Origin of the sequence: Serratia sp. OS31, assembly GCF_014164835.1 — a bacterium.
In the GTDB taxonomy this organism is placed as follows: domain Bacteria; phylum Pseudomonadota; class Gammaproteobacteria; order Enterobacterales; family Enterobacteriaceae; genus Serratia; species Serratia liquefaciens_A.
The window spans coordinates 40,754-53,459 of sequence record NZ_JACJFQ010000002.1 but is presented as its reverse complement, the minus strand read 5'-3'; the positions used below and the strand labels follow the sequence as shown (position 1 = coordinate 53,459).

10 protein-coding genes are annotated in these 12,706 nt (G+C 55.0%); 3 read left to right on the top strand and 7 right to left on the bottom strand.

Translation table 11 applies throughout. The annotated features are described in order from the left end of the window. The first annotated feature begins 121 nt into the window (after positions 1-121). The gene (mglA, locus tag H5P17_RS02525) at positions 122-1,630 is read left to right on the top strand and encodes a galactose/methyl galactoside ABC transporter ATP-binding protein MglA (protein ID WP_182821059.1); all 1,509 of its coding nucleotides are present in this window, start codon (positions 122-124) and stop codon (positions 1,628-1,630) included. A gap of 11 nt (positions 1,631-1,641) precedes the next feature. Next, complete coding sequence (gene mglC, locus H5P17_RS02520) at positions 1,642-2,652, top strand: galactose/methyl galactoside ABC transporter permease MglC (protein ID WP_012005998.1); 1,011 nt, start codon at positions 1,642-1,644, stop codon at positions 2,650-2,652. Between the two features lie 230 nt (positions 2,653-2,882). On the opposite strand, the gene sanA is transcribed toward mglC, so the two are convergent. From sanA to metG, 7 genes are all read right to left on the bottom strand, one after another. Further along, entirely contained in the window at positions 2,883-3,620 is a 738-nt protein-coding gene (sanA, locus tag H5P17_RS02515; RefSeq protein ID WP_020825994.1) for an outer membrane permeability protein SanA, read from the bottom strand. A 167-nt stretch (positions 3,621-3,787) separates the two neighbouring features. Continuing rightward, entirely contained in the window at positions 3,788-5,485 is a 1,698-nt protein-coding gene (locus H5P17_RS02510) for an NAD-dependent malic enzyme (RefSeq protein WP_020825995.1), read from the bottom strand. A 222-nt stretch (positions 5,486-5,707) separates the two neighbouring features. Next, positions 5,708-6,592 carry a cytidine deaminase gene (gene cdd, locus H5P17_RS02505; RefSeq protein WP_182821057.1) on the bottom strand — a complete coding sequence of 295 codons (885 nt, stop codon included), beginning with the start codon at positions 6,590-6,592 and terminating at the stop codon, positions 5,708-5,710. 135 nt (positions 6,593-6,727) lie between these two features. Further along, positions 6,728-7,423, bottom strand: coding sequence for a CidB/LrgB family autolysis modulator (locus tag H5P17_RS02500; protein WP_182821055.1), 696 nt, complete (start codon positions 7,421-7,423; stop codon positions 6,728-6,730). Next, positions 7,420-7,827, bottom strand: coding sequence for a CidA/LrgA family protein (locus H5P17_RS02495; RefSeq protein ID WP_044549327.1), 408 nt, complete (start codon positions 7,825-7,827; stop codon positions 7,420-7,422). Before H5P17_RS02495 ends, H5P17_RS02500 begins: the two co-directional genes overlap by 4 nt. Before the next feature lie 136 nt (positions 7,828-7,963). Beyond that, positions 7,964-9,187 (bottom strand): MFS transporter, encoded by a 1,224-nt coding sequence (locus tag H5P17_RS02490; protein ID WP_182821053.1) that lies wholly within the window; start codon positions 9,185-9,187, stop codon positions 7,964-7,966. A 205-nt stretch (positions 9,188-9,392) separates the two neighbouring features. After that, positions 9,393-11,420: a methionine--tRNA ligase gene (metG, locus tag H5P17_RS02485; RefSeq protein ID WP_182821051.1), complete on the bottom strand. Its 2,028-nt coding sequence runs from the start codon at positions 11,418-11,420 to the stop codon at positions 9,393-9,395. A 160-nt stretch (positions 11,421-11,580) separates the two neighbouring features. On the opposite strand from metG, the gene apbC reads away from it, so the two are divergent. Further along, the gene (apbC, locus tag H5P17_RS02480) at positions 11,581-12,693 is read left to right on the top strand and encodes an iron-sulfur cluster carrier protein ApbC (protein WP_182821049.1); all 1,113 of its coding nucleotides are present in this window, start codon (positions 11,581-11,583) and stop codon (positions 12,691-12,693) included. Positions 12,694-12,706: the final 13 nt, after the last annotated feature.

The window sequence follows — 12,706 nt, the reverse complement described above, 5'->3', positions numbered from 1 at the left end:
CCAGGAAAGCCGCCGGTGGGGTAATTTTTCTTAAAATCACAGCCCAGATCCGATGAGTTTCAAGCTGCAGCTAATCAGGTGGCGGTTTGGAAGGTGTCGGGTCACATAGCCAGGTGTATTTATGGCCGACAGCCCACGCGAATTTTTGCTGGAAATGACTGATATCAGTAAATCATTTCCCGGCGTCAAGGCATTGGATAATGTGAATCTGCGCGTTCGTCCGCACTCCATTCATGCATTAATGGGAGAGAACGGCGCGGGGAAATCGACATTATTAAAATGCCTGTTCGGCATTTATAAAAAGGATGCCGGCAGTATTATTTTTCAGGGCCAGGAAATAGATTTCAAAAGCTCTAAAGAGGCGCTGGAACACGGCGTGTCCATGGTGCATCAGGAATTAAACCTGGTCTTGCAGCGTACCGTGATGGACAACATGTGGCTGGGGCGCTACCCGACCAAAGGCATGTTTGTCGATCAGGACAAGATGCTGAAAGATACCCAGGCGATATTCGACGAGCTGGATATTGATATTAACCCGCGGGATAAAGTGGGCACGCTATCGGTATCGCAAATGCAGATGATCGAAATCGCCAAGGCTTTCTCTTATGACGCCAAGATTGTCATTATGGATGAGCCCACCTCGTCGCTGACGGAAAAAGAGGTGAACCACCTGTTCACCATTATCCGCAAGCTGAAGGAGCGTGGCTGCGGCATCGTCTATATCTCGCACAAGATGGAGGAGATTTTCCAGCTGTGCGACGAAATCACCATTCTGCGTGATGGCCAGTGGATCGCCACCCAGCCGTTGGCAGGGCTGGATATGGACAAGATCATCTCGATGATGGTGGGGCGTTCGCTCAGCCAGCGTTTCCCCGATCGGCAGAATACGCCGGGTGAGGTGATCCTGGAGGTGAAGAACCTGACCTCCTTGCGCCAGCCTTCGATTCGCGACGTCTCTTTCGATCTGCATCAGGGGGAGATCCTGGGCATTGCCGGGCTGGTGGGGGCCAAACGTACCGACATCGTCGAAACCCTGTTTGGCATCCGCGAAAAAATTGCGGGTACCATCAAGCTGCACGGTAAAACCATCAACAACCACAGCGCCAATGAGGCGATAAACCACGGTTTCGCACTGGTCACCGAAGAACGTCGTTCCACCGGGATTTATGCCTATCTGGACGTGGGGTTCAACTCGCTGATCTCCAATATTCGCAACTACAAAAATAAAATCGGCCTGTTGGATAACGCCCGCATGAAAAGCGATACCCAGTGGGTGATCGATGCCATGCGGGTCAAAACCCCGGGCCATCATACCCACATAGGTTCGCTGTCGGGCGGTAATCAGCAGAAGGTGATCATCGGCCGTTGGCTGCTGACCCAGCCGGAAATATTAATGCTGGATGAACCTACGCGCGGCATTGACGTAGGCGCCAAATTCGAAATTTATCAGCTGATGACCGAACTGGCGAAGAAGGGCAAGGGGATCATTATTGTCTCGTCTGAAATGCCGGAGCTTTTGGGAATTACCGACAGAATACTGGTGATGAGTAATGGTCAGGTTGCGGGCATCGTTAACACCAAACAGACCTCGCAAAATGAAATTTTACGTCTCGCATCCCTGCACCTTTAAGGATCAGAATTATGAACGCGCTGAATAAAAAAACTTTGTTCACCTATTTTAAGGAAGGTGGCATTTACGTGGTGTTGCTGGTGCTGCTGGCAATTATTATTATCCAGGACCCGACCTTCCTCAGTTTAATGAACCTGAGCAATATCCTGACCCAGTCTTCGGTGCGTATCATTATTGCACTGGGCGTGGCGGGGCTGATTGTGACCCAGGGGACCGACCTGTCCGCCGGGCGTCAGGTTGGCCTGGCGGCGGTGATCGCGGCGACGCTGTTGCAGTCGATGGACAACGTGAACAAGGTCTTTCCGCATATGGAAACCTGGTCGATCCCACTGGTGATCCTGCTGGTGTGCGCCGTGGGTGCGGTGATCGGTCTGGTGAACGGTTTGATCATCGCTTACCTGAATGTGACGCCGTTTATTACCACTCTGGGCACCATGATCATCGTTTACGGCATCAACTCGCTGTATTACGACTCCGTTGGCGCATCGCCAGTGGCGGGGTTTGATCCCAAGTTTTCCACCTTTGCCCAAGGGTTCCTGCGTTTTGGCGACTTTAAGCTGTCGTACATCACCTTCTACGCCATCATTGCGATTATTTTTGTCTGGATCCTGTGGAATAAAACCCGCTTCGGCAAAAATATTTTCGCCATCGGCGGCAACCCTGAGGCGGCTAAGGTTTCCGGCGTGAACGTGCCGCTGAACCTGATCATGATTTATGCGCTGTCCGGGGTGTTCTACGCCTTCGGCGGTTTATTGGAAGCGGGCCGTATCGGCAGCGCCACCAATAACCTGGGCTTTATGTATGAACTGGATGCCATCGCCGCGTGCGTGGTGGGCGGGGTGTCCTTTGCCGGCGGCGTCGGGACGGTGCTGGGGGTCGTGACCGGGGTCATCATCTTTACCGTTATCAACTATGGCCTGACCTACATTGGCGTTAACCCTTACTGGCAGTACATTATCAAGGGCGGCATCATTATCTTCGCCGTGGCGTTGGACTCCTTAAAATACGCCAAGAAAAAATAGCTATGTGTCAGTGATGAAAACGGCCAGCCAATGCTGGCCGTTGAGACCGCCGCCAAACATATAATGTTTGGCGGCAGGTGCTAAAGGTTATTGAAAATAGATCAGGAAAAGCAATTTATTGATTTTCGGCTGATAACACAAAGGGGGAAAAACCACGCTTTATCCCCCTTTGTCAATAATTTGACGGCCAGCAAATGCTGGCCGTTTTTGTTTCCAGAGCGGGATAAAGCTTATTTGGCCTTCTGTTTTTCTGCGGCCAGTTTGTGTTCCAGCTCGACCAATTGCTCTGGCGAAACTGCCGGGTAGCCTTGGGCATCTTCCGGTACGGTATGCATGGCGGAAATGGGGATCAGTGGCCCGAGGAAGCGCGGCTCGCGTTTGAGAATGTACAAATCGGTCAGTGCGCCAAGGCGGGCGAAGATTTCGCGTGCCCGTACGGTCATCATGTCTTTTGGCGAAGGGACTGCGTAGCACTGAGCCTGGATCCCCATGTGCAGCGCGATAAACAGCGCGCGCTCGCAGTGGAAGCGCTGGGTGATAATGATAAAGTCGTTGGTGTCGAACACCTTGCGGGTGCGTACGATAGAGTCAAGAGTACGGAAACCGGCATAATCCAGTACGATATCGCTGGGCGCCACGCCGGCGGCGATCAAATCGCGGCGCATGGTCATCGGCTCGTTGTAGCTCTGTTGGGCATTGTCGCCGCTCAGCAGCAGGTATTTCACTTTGCCGCTGTTATAGGCGTTAATCGCGCCCTGAATGCGGTAGCGATAATATTGGTTGATCACGCCGGTGCGGTAATATTTGGCGGTGCCCAGCACCACACCGACCTGGCGATGAGGCAGGCCTTGCAGTTCGTCATAGACGTAAGGCGCGGTTTTCCAGCTGATCCAACGATCGAGCGCGAGAGCCGAAAGCATCAACAGCGCAGTGATGATGAACAGGCTGATTATCAGGCGTTTCCACATGTTATTGCCTTACGCGCACAGGGGCCAAAAAAGATGGCTCAAGGCTACTTTACCTGACAGGCCGACGCAAGCTTGAAGCCCTATCAAGCAAGCATTGCACCGCATTTTTAGGCGGTTTGAGCATAAAAAAAGCCCGGCGAGCCGGGCTTGATGTTTAACTGCGCAAATCAGAATGAAGTGCGCTTGTAGCTGCGGTATTGCGGGCGCCAGAAGTTGTGTTCGATGCCTTTCGACAGCGCTTCTTCGGAGGTGACCACCGCCACGCCTTGCAGCTGCGCCGCTTTACCCACTTCCATGGCGATGCACTTGGATACGCCCTGAATATCGTCGATATTCGGCAGCAGTGCACCATGCCCGTCGGTCGCCAGCGGCGAACAGTCGGCCAGCGCACGGCTGGCGGCCATCAGCATCGCGTCGGTGACGCGGGTGGCGCCGGAAGCCAGTACGCCCAACCCAATCCCCGGGAAGATATAGGAGTTGTTGCACTGGGCAATCGGGAATACCTGATCTTTGTAGCTCACCGGCGCAAACGGGCTGCCGGTTGCTACTAATGCAGCGCCTTCGGTCCAGTTAATGATGTCTTCCGGGCGGGCTTCCACGCGGGAGGTTGGGTTTGACAGCGGCATCACGATCGGGCGCGGGCAGTGCTTGTGCATTTCGCGGATCAGTTCTTCGGTAAACAGGCCTGGCTGACCCGAAACGCCGATCAAAATGGTTGGTTTGGCATTACGCACCACGTCCAGCAGGGAAATGGCATCGCTCTCCGTCTGCCATGCAGTCAGATTCTCGCTCTTTTGCACCAGCTTGCTCTGGAAATCGAGCAGGTTAGGCAGTTTGTCGGTCAGCAGGCCGAAACGGTCGACCATAAAGACGCGCGCGCGGGCTTCGTCTTCGCTCAGGCCTTCGGATTTCATCTGCGCGATAATTTGCTCGGCGATACCGCAACCCGCGGAGCCGGCGCCCAGGAAGGTGACGGTCTGATCGCGCAGTTGGCTGCCGGCGGCGCGGCTGGCGGCGATCAGGCTGCCCAGCGTGACGGCTGCGGTGCCCTGAATGTCATCGTTGAAGCAGCAGATTTCGTCACGGTAGCGGTTCAGCAGCGGCGTGGCGTTGTTCTGCGCAAAATCTTCGAACTGCAGCAGCACGTTCGGCCAGCGGCGTTTGACCGCCTGGATAAACTCTTCAACAAAGGCGTGGTACTCGTCGCCCGAAATACGCGGATGGCGCCAGCCCATGTACAGCGGATCGTTCAGGCGCTGCGGGTTGTTGGTGCCGACGTCCAGCACCACCGGCAGGGTATAGGCCGGGCTGATGCCGCCGCAGGCGGTGTACAGCGACAGTTTACCGATTGGAATGCCCATGCCGCCGATACCCTGGTCGCCCAGGCCGAGAATACGCTCACCGTCGGTGACAACGATCACCTTGACGTTTTGCTTGGTGGCGTTTTGCAGCATGTCGTCAATGCGGTCACGGTTAGGGTAGGAGATAAACAGCCCACGCGCCCGGCGATAAATATCAGAGAAGTGCTCACAGGCCTCACCCACCGTCGGCGTGTAGATGATGGGCATCATTTCGCTCAGGTGTGCTTCCAGCAGACGATAGAACAGGGTTTCGTTGGTGTCCTGGATATTGCGCAGATAGATGTGTTTATCGCTGTCGTTTTTGAAATCCTGGTACTGGCGATAGGCACGTTCCGCTTGTTCCTCGATGGTTTCTACCGCTTCTGGCAGCAAGCCGTGCAGGTTGAAATGGCTGCGTTCATCCTCGGTGAAAGCGCTGCCTTTATTGAGCAGCGGAAATTCCAGCAGAATAGGGCCGGCATAAGGGATGTAGAGGGGGCGTTTGCTTTCGTATTCAAGTTCCATGGCTTTTGCTCTTCAACGTATCGGATAACTTTATGGGGTAGATCCTAAAAGATCGGGAAAATATGTACAGCAATTGTTATCGGATCATGAGGTAAATTGGCGCAATTATCGACGATCAAGTCCTAATTTAACTAAAGAAAGTGTTTTAAGACGTGAATGCCATTGTAATCGGCTGGCGGGGCTGGTAACAGCGGTGCCGGGCGGCACCGCCAGGGGGCAGACTTAGAAAGTGATACGGCTGACATTTTGGCAACCCAGCGCGGCCAACGTGGCGCGGGTAGCATCCCATTGGGTGAGGATGGCACTGTCGGGCTCGGCCAGCACCGCTCGAACCACTTTTTGACAGTCGCCGCCGGAGACGTTCATCAGAATCAGTGCGGCCTGCAATGGCGGCAGGCTAGGGTTGAAGGCTGCATTTTCCGCATAGCGGCCGCTATAAACCTTCCCGTCTTCTGCTTCCAGTGCGACGCCGCTGTGGGCATTGCTGTAGGGCGCGTGGCTCTGATTGGCGGCAGCCAGCGCGGCCATCTCCAGCTCGTCGGTCAGCGTCAGTTGGAAACCATGATCGACGCGGTCCATCAGCAACGTGGCGATATTCAGGTCTTTCGGGCCAAAGGCATCCGGCAGATAGTCGCCAAGGGTGGCGGGTTCGCGGCCAGGGAGGCGAATTTTCAGCGCGGTGCCGCTGTTGAGCTCGTTCATAAACTGGCGGCAATGGCCGCAAGGGGTGTAATTAACGGTGATAGAGGCCAGAGCCGATTCACCACGCAGCCAGGCGTGGGTCACCGCGCACTGTTCCGCATGAATGGTTTGTTGCATCGGCGCACCGCTGAACTCCATATTGGCGCCAAAATACAGAGCCCCGCTCTGCCCGCGAGCAATGGCGCCGACATAAAACTGCGAAATCGGCGCTAACGAGCAGGCCGCCGCCAGCGGCAGCAGAGCGAATGCCAAAGCATCATCATCCAGCCCGCAGCGCTGCTTGATAGCATCCACTTGATCCGCCTTGAGCATGGCCGGAAAATCAGGCGCATCAAAATAAGGCAGCAGGGCGGATTGCAATGTGGCGGGCAGTTCAGCGAAAGCGGTTTGAAAACGCGGGTGCATAGAAACTCTCTCTACAGGTTAACGGGATAACATTCTAGGCAGCCCGGCGTGAATAAAGTGTGATGCAAATCTCTTTATTGATGAAATCAATGCAATGAAAACCATAAATGCGAGATATATCGCAAGTTTTAGGCCTTAAGCAAACAGGTGCAGCAGCACCGGAAACAGAAACGGCGCCAGCAGCGAGGTGATAATCCCGCAGATCACCAGAGCCAGTGAACCAAATGCCCCTTCCTGATAGTCCATTTCCGCACAGCGTGCCGTGCCAAGCGCATGCGACGCGGTCCCCATTGCCAGCCCGCGTGCCGAGCGGGTGGTGATTTTCAATATTTTGAACAGCATATGCCCGAACACTGCGCCGAGAATACCGACGAAAATCACGCAAACGGCGCTGATTGCCGGAATGCCGCCGAGCGACTCCGCGACCGCCATGGCGATAGGCGTGGTGACCGATTTCGGCATGATGGAGGCGGCAATCTCCGGCGTGGCCCCCATCCATAAAGCGATGGCACCACCGCTGATCATCGCGGTCAGGCTGCCGATAAAGCAGACGGCGATTATGGACTTCCAGCGCGCGCGGATCTGATGCAGTTGTTCATAAAGCGGGTAAGCCAGCGCTACCACCGCCGGTTGCAGCAAGTCATTGAGGGTTTTACTGCCTTGGAAATAACGCTCATAAGGAATGCCGGTCAGCAACAGCAGGGGGATGATCACCGCCATCGACACCAGCAGGGGGTTCAGCAACGGCATGTTCAGCCATTGTGCCAGTTTGCGCGCTGCAAAATAGATAGCCAGCGTCAGCGGTAATGACCACCAGATTTCATGGATCATTTTTCGCCCTCCGTCGCATCCGGCTTGCCAATGATGCGGCGCTCCCGGTGGAAATAATGTGAGGTATAACCGACCACCACCAGCACCATCAGGGTGCTGACGATGCAGGACACCACCAGCGGGCCCAGATGCTCGATAATTTGGTCATAGTATTTCATCACGCCCACGCCGATAGGCACGAACAACAGCACCATATAGCGGATCAGCAGGTGGCAACCGGGTTTGACCCATTTGGCCGGCAGAATTTGGGTGGAGAGCAGGGCGAAGAGCAATAGCATGCCGATAATGCTGCCGGGAATGGCGATCGGCAGCAGAGCCGCGATGGCATTTCCGGCGAACAGACAAAGGTAGATAAGGGCGAATGCCCTCAGGTATTTCCAGCACAGAGTGAGTAGCTTGGCCATAACTTAATCCCGTTTAACCGATGCATTCATCATACAATTAAACTGTGATCTTCGCCACAAATCACACCATGAATTCTCTCTATGGCTACCATGCCTATGGGGCTGGTTGACAACCGCGATGAAAGGGGACGCACGTTTATTCTGCACTGACGATGTTGGCATTTTGCTGTTGCCTCTGCGCCAGTCGATGCCCGAGAAAAAAGAATAGCAGGCTGAACAGCGCAGCGGCAATCAACATCAGGAACATCATTTGCGGTGCGGCATAGCTGAGAATAAAGCCGCACACCACCGGATTGATGGCACCGCCCAGAGCGCTCAGGTTTTGTACGCCGTAATAGCTGCCTTTCAGGTGCTGTGGCGCGATAAAATCGATAAACATATATTCCACCGGGATCACTATGATTTCACCCAGGGTAAATATCGCCATGGCAAGGATCCAGAGCCAGAGCGATTGCCCGGCCAGCCAAAAACCGATCAGCCCGAGAATGAAAAATAGCGTGCCCAGTGCCAGCCAGCGCAGCATATTTTCCTGACGCATGCCGCGGCTGAGCAAATACTGCAGGGCGATGACGATACAGGCGTTGACGATCATCACCGCCCCAATGACCCGATAAGCGAACTCTGCATTGGAAACGGTAATCAGGTATTGCGATAAATAGCCGGAGAACTGGCCGAAAACCACCGCACCCAGCGTGCTGCCAAGGGTGAAGTAAATCAGCCGGCGATCGTTACGCAGGATAGTCAGCGTTTGGCGAAAATCAAGGCGCGCGGCGGGCGTTGCATCTAGCGCGACGGGCACCGTAGCGGGCTGCTTGCGCAGAATGAAATTCAGCGTCACCACCGTGAACAAAGCCAATCCGCCGGAGAGGTAAAACGGCAACAGCGGATCCAGACCCGCCACCAGGACGCCCAACGATGACCCTACCGCCCAGCCGACGTTGACCAGCGTGTAGTTTATTGAAAAGGCTTTGATGCGTTGCGCGACCGGCAACCAGTCGGCAAAGCACGCTTTGATGGTGATGCCCAATACGGAATAGGCGGTATGCAAAATAGCCAAAACCACCACGATACCGCCTGGCCGCGGGATCCACGGGATAGCGAAAAAACTCAGGGCGAACAACAGAATGGAAATCAGGATCAGCGTATTTTTGTTGAATTTGTCTACCAGGTAGCCGCCATACAGGCTGGCGAAAATGCCGATCGCCAGGCTGATACCCAGAATGATGCCGACGCTTTTGGGCAGCAGATGAAAATGCCCGGTCAGATAGATAGTAATGAACGGCAGCGTTACGCCGCGGCCAATGGTCAGTACCAGCGAACTGACCAGCAAGGCGTTAATCAGCGGTGGGAATCCCTTCATATCAGACCTGTTTATGCATACAACGATTAACTTGGTATGGGTAACCGTAGGGGGCGCAGCATGCGGCGCCCCTACAATCTGCCTGAGTATATGCAGGATCCGGATTACTTGCCCGTTTTAGCCTGTAGTCTGAGGAACCACTGCTGGACTAAGCACATAAAAAGGGCCGAGCAAGCTCGACCCTCAAGGCTTTGGAAAAACGGTATTATTTCACCTGCATTCCTGGCTGAGCGCCGCTGTCTGGGCTCAGCAGAAAGATCTCTTTCCCTCCCGGGCCTGCAGCCATCACCATGCCTTCCGAAATCCCGAAGCGCATTTTACGCGGGGCCAGGTTGGCGACCATGATGGTCAGACGGCCTTCAAGCGCTTTCGGATCCGGGTAAGCGGAGCGAATACCGGAGAAGATCTGACGTGATTCGCCGCCCAGATCCAGCTGCAGTTTCAGCAATTTGTCCGAGCCTTCAACAAAGTCGGCGCTCTTGATCAGCGCAATGCGCATATCAACCTTGGCGAAATCGTCAAAGGTGATGGTGTCCTGAATAGGATCGTCCGCCAGCGGCCCGGTGACCACTTTCGTTGCCACCATGTCTTCTTTCGAGGCGCTAACCATTTCATTGACCTTATCCAGGTCGATACGGTTGAACAGCGCCTTGAATGCGTTGACCTGATGCCCCAACAGCGGCTGCTGGATGCTGTCCCAGGTAAGCTCGCAGTTGAGGAAGGCTTCGGTACGTTCGGTCAGTGACGGCAGCACCGGTTTCAGGTAGGTCATCAGCACGCGGAACAGGTTGATGCCCATGGAACAGATGGCCTGCAGATCGGCATCGCGGCCTTCTTGCTTCGCCACCACCCAGGGAGCCTGTTCGTCCACATAGCGGTTAGCCAAATCGGCCAGCGCCATGATTTCACGGATTGCACGGCCCGACTCACGGCTGGCGTAGGCGTCGGCGATGCTTTGTGCCGCGTCAACGAAGGTCTGGTACAGCGCCGGATCGGCCAGCTTGTCGGCCAGTTGGCCGCCGAAACGCTTGCTGATAAAGCCGGCGTTGCGCGAAGCCAGGTTGACCACTTTGTTGACGATGTCGGCGTTCACCCGCTGCACGAAGTCTTCCAGATTCAGGTCGATATCGTCAATGCGTGAAGACAGCTTGGCGGCGTAGTAATAACGCAGGCAGTCAGCATCCAGGTGTTGCAGGTAGGTGCCGGCCTTGATGAAAGTGCCGCGAGATTTGGACATCTTGGCGCCGTTCACCGTCACATAACCGTGCACGAACAGATTGGTCGGTTTGCGGAAGTTACTGCCTTCCAGCATCGCCGGCCAGAACAGGCTGTGGAAATAAACGATGTCTTTACCGATAAAGTGATACAGCTCGGTGGTGGAGTCTTTACGCCAGAACTCGTCGAAATCCAGATCGCCGCGCTTGTCGCACAGATTTTTGAAGGAACCCATGTAACCGATAGGCGCATCCAGCCAGACGTAGAAGTATTTGCCCGGCGCGTCCGGGATTTCAAAGCCGAAATACGGCGCATCACGGGAGATATCCCACTGTTGCAGGCCGGATTCGAACCACTCCTGCATCTTGTTTGCCACCTGTTCTTGCAGCGCGCCGGAACGGGTCCAGGCCTGCAGCATTTCGCTGAACGACGGCAGATCAAAGAAGAAGTGCTCTGAATCGCGCAATACCGGAGTGGCCCCGGAAACCACGGATTTCGGGTCGATCAGCTCGGTCGGGCTGTAGGTCGCGCCGCAAACTTCGCAGTTGTCGCCGTATTGATCCGGTGATTTACATTTCGGGCAGGTACCTTTGACGAAACGGTCGGGCAGGAACATGCCTTTTTCCGGATCGTACAGTTGGGAAATGGTTCGGTTTTTGATAAAGCCGTTTTCTTTCAGGCGGCCGTAAATCAGGCTCGACAGCTCACGGTTTTCATCGCTATGGGTGGAATGATAGTTATCATAGCTGATGCCAAAACCGGCGAAATCCTGTTGGTGCTCCTGGCTCATTTCCTCGATCATTTCTTCCGGCTTAATGCCCAGTTGCTGAGCTTTCAGCATGATCGGCGTGCCGTGTGCGTCGTCCGCACAGATGAAATGAACCTCGTTGCCGCGCATTCGTTGGTAACGAACCCAGATATCTGCCTGGATATGCTCGAGCATGTGGCCGAGATGGATGGAACCATTTGCGTACGGTAGCGCGCACGTCACCAATAATTTTTTCGCGACTTGAGCCATAGTGAGAACTTGGTTTCTGTAATGAATAAAAAGGGTCTTCGATGTTACCCGATCGCGCCCGCCACGGCTAGGGCGGTTTCTTTGTGTGGACATGCGCCGACCGGCTCTCAGTTCTGATATGCTTAGCGGGAAGCTATCCATTCAAAATCAAGGAGCCGGGATGAACGAAAAATCCCCCGAGCAGACCAACCCCGAAGTTCTGCGTGCCCTGGTGACCGGTGTACTGGCCGCCTTTGAACACCCGACGTTAAAAAACAATCTGACTGCGCTGAAGGCAATTCACCACTGCGCGCTGCTGGATCATGTGCTGCATATTGAATTGACCATGCCCTTTGCCTGGCAGAGCGGTTTTGAGACGTTGAAAGACAGCGTCAGCGCAGAACTGCTGCGCGTGACCGGCGCCGAGGCGATTGACTGGAAACTCAAGCATGATATCACCACGCTTAAACGTGCCAACGATCAGGCCGGCATTAAGGGCGTGCGCAATATTATCGCCATCAGTTCCGGCAAGGGCGGGGTGGGGAAATCTACCACGGCGGTTAACCTGGCGTTAGCGCTGGCAGCGGAAGGCGCCAAGGTCGGTATTTTGGACGCCGACATCTACGGCCCGTCAATTCCGAACATGCTGGGGACCGAAAACGAGCGACCTACCTCGCCGGATGGTCAGCACATGGCGCCGATCATTGCCCACGGGTTAGCGACCAACTCGATCGGTTATCTGGTGACTGATGACAACGCCATGGTTTGGCGTGGTCCAATGGCCAGCAAGGCGTTGATGCAACTGCTGCAGGACACGCTGTGGCCGGATTTGGACTACTTGGTACTGGATATGCCGCCGGGTACCGGCGATATCCAACTGACCCTGTCGCAAAACATTCCGGTCACCGGCGCTCTGGTGGTCACTACGCCGCAGGATATCGCGCTGCTCGATGCTGCCAAGGGCATTGTGATGTTTGAAAAAGTGCATGTGCCGGTCTTGGGTATCGTGGAAAACATGAGTGTGCACATTTGCAGCAACTGCGGGCACCACGAGCCGATCTTCGGTACCGGCGGTGCGGAGAAGCTGGTGAAGAAATACCACAGCCGCCTGTTGGGGCAACTGCCGCTGCACATTTCTCTGCGCGAGGATTTGGATCGCGGTGCGCCGACGGTGATAAGCCGACCGGACAGCGAGTTTGCCGAACTGTATCGCCAACTTGCCGGCCGGGTCGCTGCGCAAATGTACTGGCAGGGCGAAGCGATCCCAACAGAAATTTCTTTCCGCGCGTTGTAGTTGTAATCGTCGT

What these genes read in the sequence shown, in the direction of transcription:
- sanA (WP_020825994.1), bottom strand. Translation starts at nt 3,620, where the DNA reads ATGTGGAAACGCCTGATAATCAGCCTGTTCATCATCACTGCGCTGTTG.
- H5P17_RS02510 (WP_020825995.1), bottom strand. Translation starts at nt 5,485, where the DNA reads ATGGAACTTGAATACGAAAGCAAACGCCCCCTCTACATCCCTTATGCC.
- apbC (WP_182821049.1), top strand. Translation starts at nt 11,581, where the DNA reads ATGAACGAAAAATCCCCCGAGCAGACCAACCCCGAAGTTCTGCGTGCC.
- mglC (WP_012005998.1), top strand. Translation starts at nt 1,642, where the DNA reads ATGAACGCGCTGAATAAAAAAACTTTGTTCACCTATTTTAAGGAAGGT.
- H5P17_RS02490 (WP_182821053.1), bottom strand. Translation starts at nt 9,187, where the DNA reads ATGAAGGGATTCCCACCGCTGATTAACGCCTTGCTGGTCAGTTCGCTG.
- mglA (WP_182821059.1), top strand. Translation starts at nt 122, where the DNA reads ATGGCCGACAGCCCACGCGAATTTTTGCTGGAAATGACTGATATCAGT.
- metG (WP_182821051.1), bottom strand. Translation starts at nt 11,420, where the DNA reads ATGGCTCAAGTCGCGAAAAAATTATTGGTGACGTGCGCGCTACCGTAC.
- H5P17_RS02500 (WP_182821055.1), bottom strand. Translation starts at nt 7,423, where the DNA reads ATGATCCATGAAATCTGGTGGTCATTACCGCTGACGCTGGCTATCTAT.
- H5P17_RS02495 (WP_044549327.1), bottom strand. Translation starts at nt 7,827, where the DNA reads ATGGCCAAGCTACTCACTCTGTGCTGGAAATACCTGAGGGCATTCGCC.
- cdd (WP_182821057.1), bottom strand. Translation starts at nt 6,592, where the DNA reads ATGCACCCGCGTTTTCAAACCGCTTTCGCTGAACTGCCCGCCACATTG.